Below are 16,337 nucleotides of genomic sequence, written 5' to 3'. Positions count from 1 at the left end.
CTATTTTTCGCCTGCTTTGGCGTGGCCCGCCATCTCGCGCATCCAGTAGAGGAAAAGGAAGAAAATAATTCCTGAGAAGAGAATGTTAGGAAGGTTTTCTAATTGGGTCAGAATTCCGAAGGTCCAGGTGAAAAAATCACCTAATCCAAAAACAACATCTTTAAATTGCATGGCCTAATTAATTTGTGGCCCCAAAAGTAGCTAAAAAGCCCAGATGTTTGCAAGACTGTTCAACAATATCAGCCCCAGAAATTTGCTCAATGCCCTGGTATTGATATTGGCTTTGGCTTCTACTTATTGGCTCTATCCGGTACACAAAGGAATTTGGTTTCCGGTGGCGGAATGGGATTTACCATTAATGTCGCCCTGGTTTACCTTTTTAGTTTTCATCCTAGTAACCATAGGTGCTTCCTTGTTTTATGCTGAAAGTTTAAACCGAAAGCACCTTTTCCCGGGTCAATATTTAGGCTTCTTATTGGCTGCTATGCAATTTTGGATTTGGCTTTATCCCTTAAATGCGGGTCTAGAACTTTGGAGTATCCTGCTTTTTAGCCTTTTGATTTTCCAGATGATGCCCGTCTTGGTTCCCAAAGCTAATGCCGCTCCCTTGAATTTTGGTGCCGGATTTTGGATTGCTATAGCCGGCTTTATTCATGGTGAAAGTATTTTTTTACTCTTAATCCCACTGGGTCTCAGTGTGGCCTTGCGTCGATTAAACGGACGTAGCATGCTGGCTTTACTGCTGGGATATGGCGCAGTTTTGTATTTCGCTTTTAGTTTGGATTATTTCCTGGACTGGCATTTATTACAAGCCTGGACCATCGAAATGCAATCTTTGGAATTCTTTCGCTTCCAGCTGGATTATCAGCGCTTAATTCCACTGGTAATCATGGCTTTATTTCTGGGTTTTTCGGTATTAGTCAACCTGGCCCAAGGAAATCAATACAATAATGAACAAAGGCAACAGCTTAATTTCTGGCTTTACTACGCTTTGGTAGGTGTAGCCGGATTTTTACTTTTTGCCAATAGTAATTTTTGGCTTTGCCTCATTATTTTTCCGAGTGCCAGCCTGGGAGCGCTTGCCATTCAAACCATCGAAAATCGTTGGCTGCGAGATGGGATCTTACTCCTGCCTTTTTTAGCTTATCTAAGCTTTTTCTTCCTCCCCTCCTAAGAACAGCGCCTTGAGCTCAGTAGCTTCAGAAGGTTCCATTTTACCACTTAAGATTAAGGATAATTGACGACGACGTAATGCACCTTCGTAGCGGGCTTTTTCTTTGTCGCTTTCAGGCTGAATAGCCGGAATATTGATGGGATTGCCAAGTTGATCTACCGCCACAAAAGTGTAGATAGCTTCATTGGCCTTGGTTTTTTTACCGGAAATGGTTTGATCTTCGATATATACATCCACAAAAACTTCCATACTGGAACTGAAGGCACGGGAAACCTTAGCTTCCAGGGTTACAATAGCTCCTTGTGGAATGGCCTGATTAAAGGAAACATTATTTACAGATGCAGTAACTACAATCCGGCGGCAGTGACGATGAGCGGCGATGGCTGCACAACGATCCATCCAGCTTAAAAGCTGGCCTCCAAATAGATTCTTAAGATTGTTGGTGTCGTTCGGGAGTACGATTTCGGTCATTACCGTTAATGACTCCGAAGGGGTTTTCGCTTTCATGCCGGAATTTTCGGCAAAAGTAAGCTATTACAATTGGTTCACCCAGGCGCGACTGTTAACTTGCTGCTTAACTTGATTCAATAAGCTATTGGCTTGATTGCGATTTTTAAGCTTTCCGATCGCTACCCGATTCAGGTTACCAGCACGATAACTGTAAGCACTCCAGCCCTGTCCTTTTAATTGCTCCACATAATTTTGAGCATTGGAAGAGGAGGAGAATGCACCAACAATAACCTGGAATTCTCCGGCTGTAGCCAAATTAGAAGATGAATTCTCACTAATTACTTTTTTCTCAACCTTATCGCTACTGGTAGGAGTCTTAGCTTCTTTAACAATAGGTTGAGCAGGAGCCCTGTTCGACTCGGCAGCAATGGCTGGTTGAGCGGTCCATGAGCTTTCTTGCTCAGAACTTTTAGAGTTGTATTTGGGAGTACTAGAATTACTAGTGCTTTTCTCCATGTCCTCCGGACGCTTTTTTACATTGTAAAGTGGCTTTCCTTTGGCGGAGAAATTATAGCGAACTTTTTTGGAATTTTCTTTTACCAGGCTCTCGCTGTTTTCGTCCTTCGGGGATTCACTCGCCGCTAGATCTTTAGCTTCTTGAGGAAGCTCCACCAAATCGGGATTTTCTGTCTTTTCTTCCGAATTAGCTTCTAGGTTAGTGGCATCCTCTGTTGCGGATGTAGATTCGCTTTCAACAGCAGGGTTTTCCTCTTCTGTATTGGACTCAAGATCTTCGTTGAGAACATCATCTTCGGGGCCATAGTCGCCATTAAGACGAGGGCCTTCATTTTCCTGGAATCCTAAACCGGATTCATTGGAGGCAATATTAGAATAAGTGGGATTATCAAGTGTATCCTGCGAATTGTTGATAAAGATGCCACTCACTTGTTCTTTAACCGTGTTGAAGCTTCCGGGAGTAACATAGAGGTAAGCGCCTACCAGCATGGCTGCAGCAACCGGACCTAAAACAGCTGCCCAGCGACGGAAATTGACTTGGCGCACTTTGGTATCCTCTTTAGGTGCTTCTTTCGATTTCACCTTTTTACCTTGATGCTTTTCGATAGCCTTATTAACACTGCGCTTAATTTCCTGCTCTCTTTCCATAGCGTTGGCTCTAAAGATGTTTAAGCCGTAGGATTGAATATCATAATTGATATCATGGGCCGGGTTAAACTGCAATTTGCCGGTGTCGCTCATGTAAAGACGACCAATTCCGGTTAGGTTTACTTTTCGTCCTGCACGTAAAACTTTTTTCCAGCTTCGTACAGAAATTTCAATGCTTTCCATGGCCTTTTCATAGCTCACTCCTTCGGTTTTAGAAATGTGCTTAGCCAGTAATCCATCATTCTCCTGAATGCGGGCATTGAATGCTACTCGTTTGGAAGGGGGACGGAACATATGGGTAGCCGAATTGACCTCAGCCGAGAAATAGCGCGTAAGAAAGGCGCCAAACCCCGGTACTACCACGCACTCGTTGAAATACAACAAATTGCTGATGTAGTGGTCGATTGTATGCTTTACCATTTGAGGATTTTCTTAATTCCGTAAATTCAAAAGTAGTAAAAATGTCTTGTTCATCCAGGCTTAGCTGGCGTGGGGCCTCATTTTTTCGATTATTTGTACCTTTCTGTCAACCTTAACCTGTTCTATGAAATTTTCTAATGAAGCTAAAGCTGCGGCTTTGGCATTGAGCCTGATGGACGGCATTGGGCCCGTTCGAGCACGTAAACTGATTGCCCATTGCGGTAGCCCTGAAGCGGTTTTCAAGGAATCAAAACAAAGTTTAGAGCGGATTCCGGGAATTGGCAGTTTCTTGGTTCAAGAGATTCGCCGCTCCCGAAAGTTAGTGGAAGCCGAAAAGCAATTATCTGAGGCAGATAATAAAGGCTGGGCCGTTCACTATTTTGAAGATAAGGCTTATCCCAGGCGGATGCGGCACTGCGAGGATGCACCCGTGGTTTTGTTTCAAAAGGGCCACACTCCACTTAATGCAAAACGCTGCATTTCGATTGTAGGAACCCGTAATATGACGGATTATGGTCGTGATTTTTTGCATCAGTTTTTAGAAGAGGCTCAAAGTCTTAATCTCTTAATATTTAGTGGCCTGGCTTATGGTGTGGATGCCTGTGCACATCGCAAAGCCTTGGACAATGGTATAGTTAATTGTGCAGTCTTGGCGCATGGCCTTGATCGTATATATCCTGCACTGCATCGCAAATTGGCTACGGAAATAGTAGAGGCTGGAGGTTCATGGCTAAGCGAGTTTCCTACCGGGACCAATCCAGATCGGGAAAATTTTCCCAAGCGCAATCGCATTATTGCAGCCATGAGTGATGCGGTAATAGTGGTTGAAGCAGCCCGCAAGGGTGGGGCCCTAATAACTGCAGAATTTGCCAATCAGTACAATCGCGATGTTTTTGCATTGCCGGGTCGAATTCATGATCCGCATAGTGAAGGCTGTAATCTTCTGATTAAAAGTCATAGAGCCTATTTACTGGAAGGAGCCAGAGATTTATCCTATATCATGCGTTGGGAGGCCATCAGTCCAATGGCGCAAAAGAAACAGCTGGAATTATTTGAGAATTTAAGTCCTGATGAACGATTATTAATCGATGCTTTGGTCCCTGAAAAGGAGTCTAAAAGTTTAGACTGGTTGCTAGGTAAATGTGGAATAACCGGGGCTCAGTGCTTGCGCATTTTAATGAGTCTGGAATTAAAGGGTCTGCTGGAAACAGTGCCTGGTCCGCGCTATAGACTGAAGTCCTGAATAATCAAAGAATTATTAGTTAGCTTTGAGCGCTTTAAAAAGATTTTATGGGGGGAGACCTGAAACTCTTAATGGCCGAAGACAATGAGATTAATCGCAAATTGGCCGATTTACTTTTCAAGCGCCAGGGTTTTAATCTCGATTTTGCCGTTAATGGAGAGGCCGCATTAGAATCCGCATTAAGCGGTGCCTATGATCTCATTTTTATGGATATAGAAATGCCCATCATGGGAGGTCTGGAAGCTACCCGTAGAATTCAAGATGAAATGGGCGAGTCTGCCCCTCCGATTATTGCTCTTACTGCCCATGCGATGGATGGTGATCGCGAAAGGTTTATTGAAGCAGGCATGGCCGACTACCTCACCAAACCCATTGATTTAGGAGCACTTCAAGAAATTATTGGTCGTCATACTTCTTAAAAAATTAGGATTAAGCCTGTTTTTTAATCCTTTACTTTTTCAAATCTTTGATTAAACCATTCTTTTTAACAGGCCTCTAACATTGAACTTTAGGCTGATAAAAGATATTTGGCTTCAATTTGAATAAGTACCATGACCAGAATCACTTACCTTTTTGCTTTATGCCTTATAACGGTATATGGGCAATCACAGAACATTGGGGGCACTGCTACCTATAAAACGGCAACATCACTCGATTTAAAAATCGAAGGGGATCAATTGAGCCCTGAGCAGAAAAAAATGATGGAAGCCAACATCGCCAAAGCCACTCAAAAAGAATATGAGTTGGACTTTAATCGCAATGAATCTATTTATGAGGAAGTAGTAGAGCTGGAGAAAGAAGGACAACATAGAGGAATGCGCATGCTCGCTATGTTTACCGGCGGTTCTGGAACCTATTATAAGAATTTACAGGAGCAACGTTATACCGAGCAAACCGAGTTTTTAGGAAAGGTGTTTTTAATTCAGGATAGTCTCGATAATCTGGAGTGGACTATCGGAAAGGAAACGAAATCCATAGGAAACTATATCTGTCAAAAAGCAACTGCCATGCGGATCCGCGAGGCGACACAATTAACCGGCGACCCTAAAAATGGACTTAGAGACAGTACCGTAATTGACACCATTAATATTGTAGCTTGGTTTACCATGCAGATTCCCATTTCTCACGGTCCGGGTCGTTTTTATGGTTTACCAGGTTTAATTCTGGAGGTGAATGATGGTAATACCACCATTCTCTGTACCAAGGTAAGCTTGAATACCAAAGAGCCCATAGAAATTAAGGAACCCTCCGATGGCGAGGAAGTAAACGCACAGGAGTTCCAGGAAATGACTGCTCGCAAACTAGAGGAAATGCAACAGAACTTTGGCAATGGTCCTGGCGGTCGGGGTGGTGGCCACCGTGGCTCTTTTCAGGTTACTATTGGTAGATAGGCAGTTATGAATAATTCGAAGATCGGGCTCTTAATTTTAGGTCTTTTGATGAGCCTGGGCGCTATTGCTCAAAAGGTAAATGTTCGAGGAGCCTTGGTTGGTAGTGATCAGGCGGGTTTAGAAATGGCCAATATATTGGTTTTAAACCCTGATGACAGCTCCATGGTAACTTATGGCTTTAGCAATAGCGAGGGCCAATTTCGCTTTCAGTTGGAAGGCAATAAACAGTATTTATTCAAATTCAGCTATCTGGGTTATAAGCCCAAAGAATTATTGGTGGTTCTTAATTCTGAGGACCGTGATTTAGGTAAGATACCATTAGAAGAAGATTCCGAATTACTACAGCAAGTAGAGGTAGTTGAAGAAATGCCCATTGTGGTAAGTGGTGATACCATTAGCTATAAAGCAGATGCCTTTACCACTGGTGAAGAAAAGAAGTTGGAAGATGTTATTGAGAAACTTCCGGGTTTTGAGATTGATGATGATGGTCAGGTAAAAGTGGAAGGTAAAACGGTTGAAAAGGTACTGGTGGAAGGCAAGGAATTCTTTGATGGAGATACCAAGGTAGCCACCAAGAACATTCCGGCAGATGCCATCGATAAGGTACAGGTGCTGCGCAATTATGAGGAGATTTCGCCCTTGCAGGGCCTAAGTTCTGATGATCGAATTGCCCTAAACATCAAGCTGAAAGAAGGGAAAAAGAACCTTTGGTTTGGAGATGCCGAAGCAAAAGTGGGTGATCCCGAGCGCTATTACGCACATGGAAATGCTTTTTACTATTCCCCTAAAGCCAGCTTTAATTTTATTGGTGATATCAATAATATTGGTGAGGCAGCCTTTACAGCTCGTGACTATTTTCGCTTTAGTGGTGGCTTTCGGAATTTGAGCTCTCGCTCCGGCTTCAATTTCAATTTTGCACAAGACGATTTGGGAATTCCCCTGGGTTTAAACAATCGTGCGGATGAGGTAATCGGCCGTTTTGGAGCGGCTAATTTTAGCTATTCGCCCAAGAAAAATCTTACCCTTTCGGGTTTTGTGATTGGTAGTGATAATGTGGTGAGCAGCCCCTATACGACCAGTCGGACTTACATTGGTTTGGATAGTATTGGCGGAGGGGTTGAAGAACTAACTACGGAAAACTACCAGCATTCTACTGCGGCCCTGGCGAAGTTCTCGGTAACCTATGAGCCTAGCAAAGAAACCTATTTGAATTACGATGTATTTCTCAAGGTATCAGATCAATTAAATACCTCTCGCTTGTACTCCAGCTTCAGCGATTTTAACTTTAGCAATAATCTAGGCACTCAAGAGGCCAAGCGCCCTTGGTCAATCCAACAAAATTTAGAGTTCTTCCGCAACCAAGGGGAAAATGTTTTTGCCGTGGAATTGCAACACACGCGCAAGTATCAGGACCCAACCTTTGCTATGCAATCACAGCAACTGCCTTTTGGTCAGCCTTTCGTATTTCTGGATACTAATAGGTATCGCTTAGTGCAGACTAGGGAAGTACTAAGCGAAAGCATGGAAGGTAGAGCTAGTTATTATTGGGTCTTGAATGGCAGCAACCACTTCGAATTTAACCTGGGAACCGTATACAATACTCAGGATTATAACAACCGCCTGGCAGAGGGTGAGGTGTCGGATGCTGTAGAATTCGCAAATCCTTTGTTGCAAAATACGGTCGACTTCAGTCTGCTGGATGGTTTTGGAGGTTTGCATTATAAAACCAAATTGGGCAAATTAACCTTCCGGCCCGGGGCAAATTTCCATTATTATCAAGTAAGGGATTTTCAAGCGGGTACTGAGGATTTACGCGATTATCAAGTGTTATTGCCCGATGCATTATTGCGTTATGAGTTTAGCACCAGCAAGGGCTTGGATTTGCGTTACTCCATGTCAGCACAGTTTAATGATGTGAATCAAATTATGGATGGGGTAATCCTTCGTTCTTATAACAGTTTGTTTACCGGTAACGACAGTTTGGATTTTGCGCGAGTGCACAATGTGAGTTTATTCTACCGCGATTTCAACCTCTTCAATTTTACTACTCTTTTTGCGGGGATTAATTATTCCCGGAGTTTGGACCCCATCAACAATGCAGTACAGTACATTGGTTTACAACAGGTTTTTAGTCCGATTAATGCCAATGGCTATAATGAGAACTTGAGCGGATTTGGTTCCTGGTCTAAGAAGTTTAAATACATCCGATTGGAAAGTCGGGTAAACCTTAATTATTCCACTGTAAATAATGAGGTGAACGGTAGAACGAATGTGAACAATACTTTCTCGCAGAACTATAGCGGCGAAATTGGAACCAACTTTAAGAAGTGGCCAAATATTGAATTGCAGTACCGTTATTCACAAAACGATTACAGTGGAGCCCGCAGCAATAGCGTGTATACCAATCATTCGCCCAGCGTAGAGGTAACTGCGGTTATTGCCAGCGACTTTGTTTTAAGAGCAGATTATAGCTACAATAATTATGGAAACCCAGGTTCTTCCCGCACGGTTTACGACTTCTTAAATGCCAGTTTAGAATATCAAAAACAGGATAGTAAGTGGTTGTTTAGCCTTCAAGCATTGAACCTGCTTAATACTACTTTCATTCGTGAAGATGCCTTAAGTGCCAACTTGATTAGCACTACGGCCTACAATGTATTACCCCGTTATTTACTGCTGGGAGTGCGCTATGATCTTTAAAAAGGCAGTTTAGCCAAATCCACATTGCCGCCGCTGAGGATGATTCCGATGCGGCGGTTTTCGTAGCGCTCAGCTTGTTGCAAAATGGCTGCCAGAGCTACAGCACTGCTTGGCTCTACTACTATTTTGAGTCGCTGGTAGATTAGCTTTAAGGCTTCAACTATTTCCGTTTCACTTACCGTGATGATCTCCAAAACCAATTCCTGAATAATCGGGAAATTGATCTCGCCCAGAGTGGTGAGTAAGCCATCGGCGATGGTTTTAGTCTGGTGCTCTTTTACCAAATTGCCACTGTAAAAGGATTGAAAAGCATCATTGGCTCCTTCCGGTTCACCGGCAATCACCTGGCAGCGCTTCGAAAAATAATAGTTGCTTAAAGCGGTTCCAGCTAAAAGACCTCCCCCTCCCACTGGGCTTATAATAAGGTCTAAATCGGGATAATCTTCCAATAATTCGGTGGCAGCGGTGCTTTGGCCAGCAATGATATGCGGGTGATTATAGGGCGGAATGAAGACCGCTCCGAATTTATCTTGAACGGCTTTTAATCCAGCTTCTCGAGCAGCCAGATTCGGCGCACATAAATGTACCTCTGCACCATAATTTTGTACCGCTGCGATTTTAACTTCAGGCGCGTTTTCAGGCATTACCACATGACAAGCGATGCCCAGTTTTTGGGCAGCCCAAGCCAGAGCCTGGCCATGGTTTCCAGAACTATGGGTAGCTACTCCGCGTCTTTTTTCATCTTCCGAAAGCCGCAGAATAGCATGTGTGGCTCCTCGAGCTTTGAAAGAACCTGTTTTCTGGAAGTTCTCGCATTTGAAAAACAAAGTAGCGCCACTAATGCTATTGAGAGCTTTGCTGCTTAAAACAGGCGTGCGGTGGATATGGGGGCTGATTAATCGTTGAGCTTCAACAAGTTCTTCTAAGCTAAAATTATCCTTCATTAGGCACGCGATTGAAAGGGGATGTCCGGATTAAACATTTCTTCAAAAATAGCTTGCAGTACGGAGACAATAGCCTCCTGATTTTCGGCATCAAGGAAAGCGCTCTTTTCCATTTTCATGGTGAAAGGATTATCACTCAATTTACGCAAAGAGAGTACCGAGGCCTGAATTTTCAGTTCGGGATTTTGTTGCCAGTACATCAAAGCATACATGGGTAACTGAATCGCCTGGGGCTTTTTTACAAAGGCCTCGAACTCCAGGGTGGAAATGCTGTAATCGTATTTGGATTTAGCTCCGGATTTGTAGTCGATAATATGAATTCGATTGCCTTCTTGATCAATACGGTCGGCATTACCAATCAAATTAATCTGGCGACCGGAGGCAAGTTTTATTTGACCTTCCAGGCCTTTTTCGGTGGCTAATACCTGCCAAGTCGTCCCCAGTTTTTTAAGGCGTGCACTTTCGAATTTCAGAAAGTTACGCAGCATAAAACTCATGCTTTCCAGGTGCAATAAATTGGGTCCTTGATCCAAAGGTAAGCCGGGAACATGTTTCAGCATCAAGTTTCGCAATTCTGATTTTAGCTGATTTAGGTCTGCCTTAAAAAAGGGCCCATCGGGATCAGGAGTATATGGAATTCGGGTATCGGGATCTTCGGGCTTAGGCTGACTGAATCCAAATTCCAGAAATTCATGTAGCACATTTCCCTGTGCGGGTAGGTCGAGTTCCTCCATTAAGCTCTCATCCGGCTTAAGCCCCAAAACCTTTTCATAGTAAAATTGAAGGGGGTCCTTTAAATAGAGATACAGGCTACTGGGTGAAAACCCACGTTCGGCCATTTCATCTAATCTTTGCATTAAGGCCGGGCTTTTTAGGACCTGCTCCTTTGCTTTGCCCTCCTGACTTCGAGCTGTAGCGATTTGGTTTATGAATTGGAGCCGAGCGTTTTTTTGAGGCCATTCCAATTCCAATTGACGTACAAATCGGGAAGGTTCTACTACTCCAATTCCACTAGTCGAGGTGCTGTGCAATAGATAAATCTTTTGGGCCCTTTGCATAAGACGGTAGAAGTGATAGGCAAAAACCGCATCTTTTTCGAGGTAAGTAGGCAAACCAAATTTGCGCTTAACATCAAAGGGGAGTAGGCTACTTTCGGAACGCCCTTTGGGTAAAACGCCCTCATTTAAGCTCAATACCACAATTTGTTTAAAATCTAGACAGCGAGTTTCCAGCCAACCCATTACCTGCATGCCTTGGAGTGGTTCCCCACGCAGGTCGATGCCTAAATCGGGTAAAAGCTCTCGGTAAAATTGTAAGCTTTGTTCGAAATTCTCGAGATAGGGAAAGCGGTTGAGGGTGTCTGCCGTTTGTTTAAAGAGTTGGTAAAAGGCAAAAAGGCCTTCCTGTAAGCTGGATTGATCTACCAATAAGTTTAAACTCGTCTCACAGAATTCAGCCAATCTCTGGTATTGAGCGGCTTGACTTTGATCAGCTTTGAAAAAATCAGCAGATAAGGGGGCGAGTAATTTTTCAAGTTCTAGGTCCGGGAGGCTAGCGTAGAGCGCATTCTTTCGATGCATTTCGGCCCTAATCTCTTGAAGTTGATAGGCTGATGAACCAGCGATTTTATGGGTGATCGGATGGTTAAGCAAGGCTTCCCAGCGTTTAAAATGAAAGCGGGCCCAGCCCTTACCATTCTTTTTGCCGTTGCGTTCTGCCTCCAGGGGAAAGTCGAGCAAAATTTCAAAAAAACCGGCTAAAGGCGAATGTTGAAGCCCTAGTCCCATGCTGAGGTTGAGGCTGGGAAACTGAGGGTGAATGTTATTTAGAAAAGCAGGTAAGAGGGCCTCATCACTTAAAACCATGGCCGTGTGGGCGAGATCTTCTTCACTTTGTTCACTGAGGAGGTTGCTGGCCACAATGGATTGAAGATTGGATCCGGCAATGGCGATGCTCTCCACTTTTCGGGTACCATGGGCTAATGCATCATGCAAACCATAAAAGGAATCGTGTTTTTGCAAACGCTTCACCAAAGGCGAATTCCTTAAAAAATGCCCGGCTTCTTGTTCCGAATCATCGAAATAATAGCGGTCGACATCCCAGAAAAACTGGGCTAAACCAGCTTCATAAAGATGCATCAAAGCTTTTTCCTCGGCATTATTTAAGGCGTTAAAGCCAATAAAATAGAACTGCTCATATTCCTTGGCTATAGCCGCGGTTTCGAATTCAATTTTCTCTGCAAATACTCGGTAGGCCAAACCTTGCCAGGCCTTGCTTTCGGCCAGCAAACTTTGTTTAAGCTCTTTATAAACATCCGCTAAAGCGGGCCAGAACTTAAGGTAATCATCGAGCATGCGAGTATGTTCGCCGGGCTCAAGATTCCACTGCTCAATGCGTTTCAGATCACCCAGATAGGAAAAGATTTGATCAGGTTCAATTAGGTAGCGATCAATCTCATTGAAGTCTTGCAGTAGGGCTCGGCCCCAGCGATTGAATTCTTCAAATTTCAGATCCGGGCGCACCGAATTACGCAAGCATTCAAAGAGCCTAAAGTAGAGTTCGGGTCGCGATACGGGCTCTAAAGCCGTTAGCTCAAAAATGAACTCTTCGATACTCAAAAGGCGCGGCGCTAAACGGGCTTTTTCCAACTGAGACTCCAGCGCTCTTTGCAAGAAAATTCCTGCCCTACGGCTGGGTAATACCACCGTTTGCCGATGGAGGGGAAGAGGTTGGTTGAGCAGGAATTGCGCAACTTGATCGAGAAATGAGCTCAATGTGGAGGTCTTTTCTACGAAGAACGGGAAAAAGGCGCTAGGTCGCAATCAAAATCCTAGAGTGCTTTCAAGGCTTTAAGGATTTCGGAGGGCTCAGACCTTTGGGTATAGTCAGGATCGAAATGACGCCAACGAATGATCCCCTTTTGATCGATCAGGAAGCTTGCTGGTACGGGTAGTAACTCTCGCTCGTCGCCATGGGCTTCGCTGAGATCGGCGCCAAGGAGGGTATTGTATTTAAAACGCGTTCCGGCTGATGGTAAGAAGGCCAGATCATAGGCCAGAATCGTTTGATAGGCAGAATCGTAAAGTAGGGTAAAGCCTGCTTCCGTTTTCGCTTGCATTTCTTGTAGATATTCTGGTTTCTCTGGGGATATGGCAAAAAGTTGAGCCCCTTCAGCTTCCAGCGAATCACGAACTGCTTCTAAAGCGGATAAATGTCGATTGCAATAGGGGCACCACTGACCACGATAAAAGATTAAAACGATGGGGCCTTTTTCGAGCGCCTGACTTAAGGAGATTTTTTGACCTTCTTCATTTTGCAAACTTGGCAAAGGGGCTTTGGCACCAACTGGTAGACCTTGAACACTGTCTAAATCCTGACTACAAGCCGAAAATAGAACTAAAGAGAATAAAGCGCTAAAAAGATATCGTAACATATTCAAATGGAATTAAGGAAGAATAAAGAACGGGCCGAGTCAGAAGAACCAAGAAAAAGTCCCGGCCCGCTCTTCTTTAAATATTTTCAAGGGCTTCGGTAAAAGCCTTGCTAATCTTTTCAGTGCTTTTTGAAACACTTATTTTATCGAGTACCTGCTTGGAAGTGGGATGTACGAAGTAAATCCGGCCGGTACCATTATTCTCGGCGCTAAAGTTATGCAATCCGGCTTTCATCAGAATTTCCTGACTGGCCGCTTTGCTTTCCTCGGTGCTCAAATCATTAACGATAATTTGGTAGGAGGCGTTTGCCTGAAACTTAGAAAGAATATCTTTTTCTACTCTTTCGCCATGCTTCTGACAAAGCGGACACCAATCTGCAGTATTAACTACTACAATCAGTGCTTCCGAAAGTTCGGCACTTACTGGACTTGGGGCATTTTGCTGATAGGTTGATAGGCCAAAAACAAGGCTAAGGCTTAGCAATAAACTTTTCATAAAAGGGATAATTTTTATTGCTTTTAGGACGAAGGGAGCGCTGAAGCCTTACACTTAAGCAGAATCCTTTTCTCGAATTTTGCTTTTAAGCTCTTCCTTAAATTTTTCTTGCGCTTGGGGCTTACGGTCTTTAAAGTACTGGTCGATAAATTCATTGATACGACCGCTTTGCTTTTCGTAATGGCGACAGAATACACAAACACTTAGATGCACGCGTAGCTGCAGACCCTGAATAAGGCCGAGCTTTCCCTCTTCCTTTTTTTGGATGAGAGAGCTGGCATCTTTACAGCTTAATATGAGAGTTTGTAAGAGCTTCATGATTTCCAATACACTTCTAGGCATTTCTTCAAAGCCAGCTTGGCCCGATGAATAATTTGCCAATAGTTGGACGTACTAATATTAAACTCCTGACTAATGTCTTTTCCTTTCTCCTGAGCGAAATATTTAGCGGCTATAATATCGCGCCAAGCTTGCGGAAGGTTCATAAGACATTGCTCAAACAGGGCTCGAAAATCTTCGCGATCCATCAAAGACTCATCATCTTCCCAACCACTTTGGAAGATTTCAGCTCGCCAATGCTCTTCGGTATCAAAATGAGATCGCTCCGGGCCATCATCATCAGAAGCTTGACCTTCAAAAATATTTTTACGGTAATATGCAGAACGGAAATAGTCCACAATCTTATTGCGCAAAATTCGAGACAGCCAGGTTTTGGGATTGCTGTCGCCTTTAAATTGATGGTAATTTTCGTAGGCCGCGATAAAAGTTTCCTGAACCATATCCTGTGCCAGGGCAGAATCACCCGTACGGTATTCGGCCCAGTGCAGGAGCTCATCGCTGTATTGATCGATCCAGGATTCTATTATTTGTGCGGACACGTTCTGAGGTTTCGGCGACAAAGGAAACTAAATTCAAAAAAATACAATTGAATTATTTGTGCATATCAAAAATGAACGTAGTTTTGTGAGTGATTACTCACCATGACAGAAAAACAAGAACAGATACTCAAAACAGCTCTACAGTTATTCGCAGAAAAGGGCTATGATGGCACTTCAACTGCAAAGGTGGCCAAGGAAGCAGGGGTGTCTGAGGGCTTGATTTTTCGGCATTTTAAAAACAAAGAAGGACTCTTACAAGCGGTTTTAGAACAAGGTCATGAGAAGGTAAATCAGCTGTATGCTCAGTTTAGTCAGGAAGAGAATCCGCGGAAGCGCTTGCAAAGCATATTAGACTTTGCTTTTACCGTTGCACCGGAGGACCATGATTTTTGGCGCTTGATTTATGCCCTGAAATGGCAAACTGATGCTTATGATGATAGTACCGCAGCACCTTTGAAAGCCATGCTGAAGAGTATTTTCGAGGAAATGCACTATCAAGACGCTGAAGCCGAAGCCGAATTAATTATGATACTTCTCGATGGCTTGGTAACGGCCATATTACTGCGTAAACCCAAAGAATTAAATCAGGTGCAAAGCTTATTGCACCGAAGATATTTACTGTAAAAAAATTTACCCCAAGAAATAAGTAATTAATCACTTACAATTAGATTATGAAAAAGCAAGTCATTTTAGTAACAGGAGCTTCCTCAGGAATGGGTAAAGATTTTGCCCTGGACCTCATCAAGCAGGGTCATATAGTTTATGGTGCGGCGCGCCGGATCGATAAAATGGAGGATATTCAAAAAGCGGGGGGTCATGCTCTGGCCATGGATATTAGCAAAGAATCCGAAGTGGAATCCGTAGTGAAAACCATTATTGAAGCACAAGGGCATATAGACGTATTGGTGAATAATGCAGGTTATGCTGTATATGGAGCAGTAGAAACTGTATCGGTGGAAGATGCCCGCAGACAGTTTGAAGTAAACATTTTTGGTTTGGCTAGCATCACACAAAAGGTATTGCCCTTTATGCGAGAGGCTAAAAGAGGCAAGATTATCAATATCTCTTCGGTTGGTGGTAAGGTCTATACCCCTTTAGGAGCCTGGTATCATGCTACCAAACATGCGCTGGAAGGTTGGTCGGACTGTTTACGACTGGAGTTAGCGCCATTTAATATTGATGTGGTTTTAATTGAACCAGGAGTAATTCTCACTGAGTTTGGAGATGTTATGCTTGATCCGATGGTGGCTCGAGCGAAAGACACCGCTTATGAGGAAATGACCAATACGGTGGCTAAGGCAACCAAGGAAGTATATCTTGATGGTAAAGGGTCCCCGGCATCCGTAATTACCCGGCTGGTAAACAAAGCTATAGCCAGTCCGAAGCCAAAAACTCGTTATGCTGGAGGAAGATTGGCCAAACCAATGATCTTTATTCGTCGTTACTTTAGTGATCGATTCTTTGACAGAATCATCATGAGCCAATTCAAATAGCGCTCTTTTTTTAAACAATGGATCGGGCCGGTGCCTCATAACCACCGGCCTTTTTTTATGCCTATTTGCGACTGAGGCTGCTTCGATTTTGGTAAAAAACCAGGCCAGAAACAAAAAATAAAATCAAATTGGTGGCGATGGGCTCATCTCTACTCCAATGCGTATAGGCTGCTCCAACCATCAATATCATAAAGCCAAGACTGGCTAAGGGAACTAAGACTTTTAGAGATTTAAGTACTAAGCTTAGGATTATTGCTAATCCTCCCAAGGCCTCCAGGGCGCCAATAGTTTTAATAAAAGCCGCTGAAAATTCTTCGGCCCAGGTCATACCTTCGGTGAGCACCATTTCCGAATAGGGGGTGAAAAGCTTCATTGTACCTACCATTAGAAAAATAAGGGCCAATAGAACTTGAACTATAATTTTTATGATTTGCATGCTTAAGAATTTAGGGTCTCTGTGAATGAGACAAGGAAGGTATTAAATCTTGGGAAAAGCCTGTCTTGTTAAAATCCAAAGTCCATGTCGTAAAAGTCTAAAAAATAGCTACTTT

At 43.5% G+C, this 16,337-nt stretch carries 17 protein-coding genes; 7 read left to right on the top strand and 10 right to left on the bottom strand.

The window, feature by feature from the left end; all coding sequences use genetic code 11:
- Nucleotides 1–171 carry a hypothetical protein gene (locus ACO05P_RS12035; RefSeq protein WP_421751175.1) on the bottom strand — a complete coding sequence of 57 codons (171 nt, stop codon included), beginning with the start codon at nt 169–171 and terminating at the stop codon, nt 1–3.
- A 43-nt stretch (nt 172–214) separates the two neighbouring features.
- On the opposite strand from ACO05P_RS12035, the gene ACO05P_RS12030 reads away from it, so the two are divergent.
- Nucleotides 215–1,174, top strand: a complete 960-nt coding sequence (locus tag ACO05P_RS12030) for a DUF6427 family protein (protein ID WP_421751174.1) — start codon at nt 215–217, stop codon at nt 1,172–1,174.
- Here ACO05P_RS12030 and ACO05P_RS12025 read toward each other — a convergent pair.
- Nucleotides 1,148–1,681, bottom strand: coding sequence for an acyl-CoA thioesterase (locus ACO05P_RS12025; protein WP_421751173.1), 534 nt, complete (start codon nt 1,679–1,681; stop codon nt 1,148–1,150). The genes ACO05P_RS12030 and ACO05P_RS12025 overlap by 27 nt on opposite strands.
- A 27-nt stretch (nt 1,682–1,708) precedes the next feature.
- Nucleotides 1,709–3,208, bottom strand: a complete 1,500-nt coding sequence (locus ACO05P_RS12020) for an SPOR domain-containing protein (protein WP_421751172.1) — start codon at nt 3,206–3,208, stop codon at nt 1,709–1,711.
- Between the two features lie 124 nt (nt 3,209–3,332).
- Between ACO05P_RS12020 and dprA the strand changes: the two genes are divergently transcribed.
- The 4 genes from dprA to ACO05P_RS12000 all read left to right on the top strand — a co-directional run bounded on the left by dprA (nt 3,333) and on the right by ACO05P_RS12000 (nt 8,542).
- Nucleotides 3,333–4,451, top strand: coding sequence for a DNA-processing protein DprA (gene dprA / locus ACO05P_RS12015; RefSeq protein ID WP_421751171.1), 1,119 nt, complete (start codon nt 3,333–3,335; stop codon nt 4,449–4,451).
- A gap of 47 nt (nt 4,452–4,498) precedes the next feature.
- The gene (locus ACO05P_RS12010; protein ID WP_421751170.1) at nt 4,499–4,870 is read left to right on the top strand and encodes a response regulator; all 372 of its coding nucleotides are present in this window, start codon (nt 4,499–4,501) and stop codon (nt 4,868–4,870) included.
- 132 nt (nt 4,871–5,002) lie between these two features.
- The gene (locus ACO05P_RS12005; RefSeq protein ID WP_421751169.1) at nt 5,003–5,842 is read left to right on the top strand and encodes a GLPGLI family protein; all 840 of its coding nucleotides are present in this window, start codon (nt 5,003–5,005) and stop codon (nt 5,840–5,842) included.
- A 6-nt stretch (nt 5,843–5,848) separates the two neighbouring features.
- Nucleotides 5,849–8,542 carry a hypothetical protein gene (locus ACO05P_RS12000; protein WP_421751168.1) on the top strand — a complete coding sequence of 898 codons (2,694 nt, stop codon included), beginning with the start codon at nt 5,849–5,851 and terminating at the stop codon, nt 8,540–8,542.
- On the opposite strand, the gene ACO05P_RS11995 is transcribed toward ACO05P_RS12000, so the two are convergent.
- From ACO05P_RS11995 to ACO05P_RS11970, 6 genes are all read right to left on the bottom strand, one after another.
- The gene (locus ACO05P_RS11995; RefSeq protein ID WP_421751167.1) at nt 8,539–9,486 is read right to left on the bottom strand and encodes a pyridoxal-phosphate dependent enzyme; all 948 of its coding nucleotides are present in this window, start codon (nt 9,484–9,486) and stop codon (nt 8,539–8,541) included. The genes ACO05P_RS12000 and ACO05P_RS11995 overlap by 4 nt on opposite strands.
- A complete protein-coding gene (locus tag ACO05P_RS11990; protein ID WP_421751166.1) occupies nt 9,486–12,260 on the bottom strand; it encodes a PD-(D/E)XK nuclease family protein in 2,775 nt (924 codons plus the stop codon). The genes ACO05P_RS11995 and ACO05P_RS11990 overlap by 1 nt, the downstream gene beginning before the upstream one ends.
- A gap of 56 nt (nt 12,261–12,316) precedes the next feature.
- Nucleotides 12,317–12,919, bottom strand: a complete 603-nt coding sequence (locus tag ACO05P_RS11985) for a peroxiredoxin-like family protein (RefSeq protein WP_421751165.1) — start codon at nt 12,917–12,919, stop codon at nt 12,317–12,319.
- Nucleotides 12,920–12,995: 76 nt separating this feature from the next.
- Complete coding sequence (locus tag ACO05P_RS11980) at nt 12,996–13,415, bottom strand: hypothetical protein (protein WP_421751164.1); 420 nt, start codon at nt 13,413–13,415, stop codon at nt 12,996–12,998.
- 54 nt (nt 13,416–13,469) lie between these two features.
- Nucleotides 13,470–13,733, bottom strand: coding sequence for a hypothetical protein (locus ACO05P_RS11975; RefSeq protein WP_421751163.1), 264 nt, complete (start codon nt 13,731–13,733; stop codon nt 13,470–13,472).
- The gene (locus ACO05P_RS11970; protein ID WP_421751162.1) at nt 13,730–14,293 is read right to left on the bottom strand and encodes a sigma-70 family RNA polymerase sigma factor; all 564 of its coding nucleotides are present in this window, start codon (nt 14,291–14,293) and stop codon (nt 13,730–13,732) included. The genes ACO05P_RS11975 and ACO05P_RS11970 overlap by 4 nt, the downstream gene beginning before the upstream one ends.
- Nucleotides 14,294–14,395: 102 nt before the next feature.
- On the opposite strand from ACO05P_RS11970, the gene ACO05P_RS11965 reads away from it, so the two are divergent.
- Nucleotides 14,396–14,917 (top strand): TetR/AcrR family transcriptional regulator, encoded by a 522-nt coding sequence (locus tag ACO05P_RS11965; RefSeq protein WP_421751160.1) that lies wholly within the window; start codon nt 14,396–14,398, stop codon nt 14,915–14,917.
- A gap of 47 nt (nt 14,918–14,964) precedes the next feature.
- Nucleotides 14,965–15,786, top strand: coding sequence for an oxidoreductase (locus tag ACO05P_RS11960; protein WP_421751158.1), 822 nt, complete (start codon nt 14,965–14,967; stop codon nt 15,784–15,786).
- A 61-nt stretch (nt 15,787–15,847) separates the two neighbouring features.
- On the opposite strand, the gene ACO05P_RS11955 is transcribed toward ACO05P_RS11960, so the two are convergent.
- Entirely contained in the window at nt 15,848–16,222 is a 375-nt protein-coding gene (locus tag ACO05P_RS11955) for a DoxX family protein (RefSeq protein ID WP_421751156.1), read from the bottom strand.
- Nucleotides 16,223–16,337 lie beyond the last annotated feature (115 nt).

It is taken from the genome of Croceimicrobium sp., assembly GCF_965228705.1.
Lineage (GTDB): Bacteria > Bacteroidota > Bacteroidia > Flavobacteriales > Schleiferiaceae > Croceimicrobium.
The sequence above is the reverse complement of the archived record's forward strand: the minus strand, read 5'-3'. Positions and strand labels throughout refer to the sequence as shown.

Bases quoted from the DNA above. Each gene is read 5' to 3' on its own strand.
- ACO05P_RS11960 (WP_421751158.1), top strand. From the start codon at position 14,965: ATGAAAAAGCAAGTCATTTTAGTAACAGGAGCTTCCTCAGGAATGGGT.
- ACO05P_RS12035 (WP_421751175.1), bottom strand. From the start codon at position 171: ATGCAATTTAAAGATGTTGTTTTTGGATTAGGTGATTTTTTCACCTGG.
- ACO05P_RS12010 (WP_421751170.1), top strand. From the start codon at position 4,499: ATGGGGGGAGACCTGAAACTCTTAATGGCCGAAGACAATGAGATTAAT.
- ACO05P_RS11975 (WP_421751163.1), bottom strand. From the start codon at position 13,733: ATGAAGCTCTTACAAACTCTCATATTAAGCTGTAAAGATGCCAGCTCT.
- ACO05P_RS11965 (WP_421751160.1), top strand. From the start codon at position 14,396: ATGACAGAAAAACAAGAACAGATACTCAAAACAGCTCTACAGTTATTC.
- ACO05P_RS12030 (WP_421751174.1), top strand. From the start codon at position 215: ATGTTTGCAAGACTGTTCAACAATATCAGCCCCAGAAATTTGCTCAAT.
- dprA (WP_421751171.1), top strand. From the start codon at position 3,333: ATGAAATTTTCTAATGAAGCTAAAGCTGCGGCTTTGGCATTGAGCCTG.
- ACO05P_RS12000 (WP_421751168.1), top strand. From the start codon at position 5,849: ATGAATAATTCGAAGATCGGGCTCTTAATTTTAGGTCTTTTGATGAGC.
- ACO05P_RS12020 (WP_421751172.1), bottom strand. From the start codon at position 3,208: ATGGTAAAGCATACAATCGACCACTACATCAGCAATTTGTTGTATTTC.
- ACO05P_RS12005 (WP_421751169.1), top strand. From the start codon at position 5,003: ATGACCAGAATCACTTACCTTTTTGCTTTATGCCTTATAACGGTATAT.
- ACO05P_RS11955 (WP_421751156.1), bottom strand. From the start codon at position 16,222: ATGCAAATCATAAAAATTATAGTTCAAGTTCTATTGGCCCTTATTTTT.
- ACO05P_RS11995 (WP_421751167.1), bottom strand. From the start codon at position 9,486: ATGAAGGATAATTTTAGCTTAGAAGAACTTGTTGAAGCTCAACGATTA.
- ACO05P_RS11985 (WP_421751165.1), bottom strand. From the start codon at position 12,919: ATGTTACGATATCTTTTTAGCGCTTTATTCTCTTTAGTTCTATTTTCG.
- ACO05P_RS11980 (WP_421751164.1), bottom strand. From the start codon at position 13,415: ATGAAAAGTTTATTGCTAAGCCTTAGCCTTGTTTTTGGCCTATCAACC.
- ACO05P_RS12025 (WP_421751173.1), bottom strand. From the start codon at position 1,681: ATGAAAGCGAAAACCCCTTCGGAGTCATTAACGGTAATGACCGAAATC.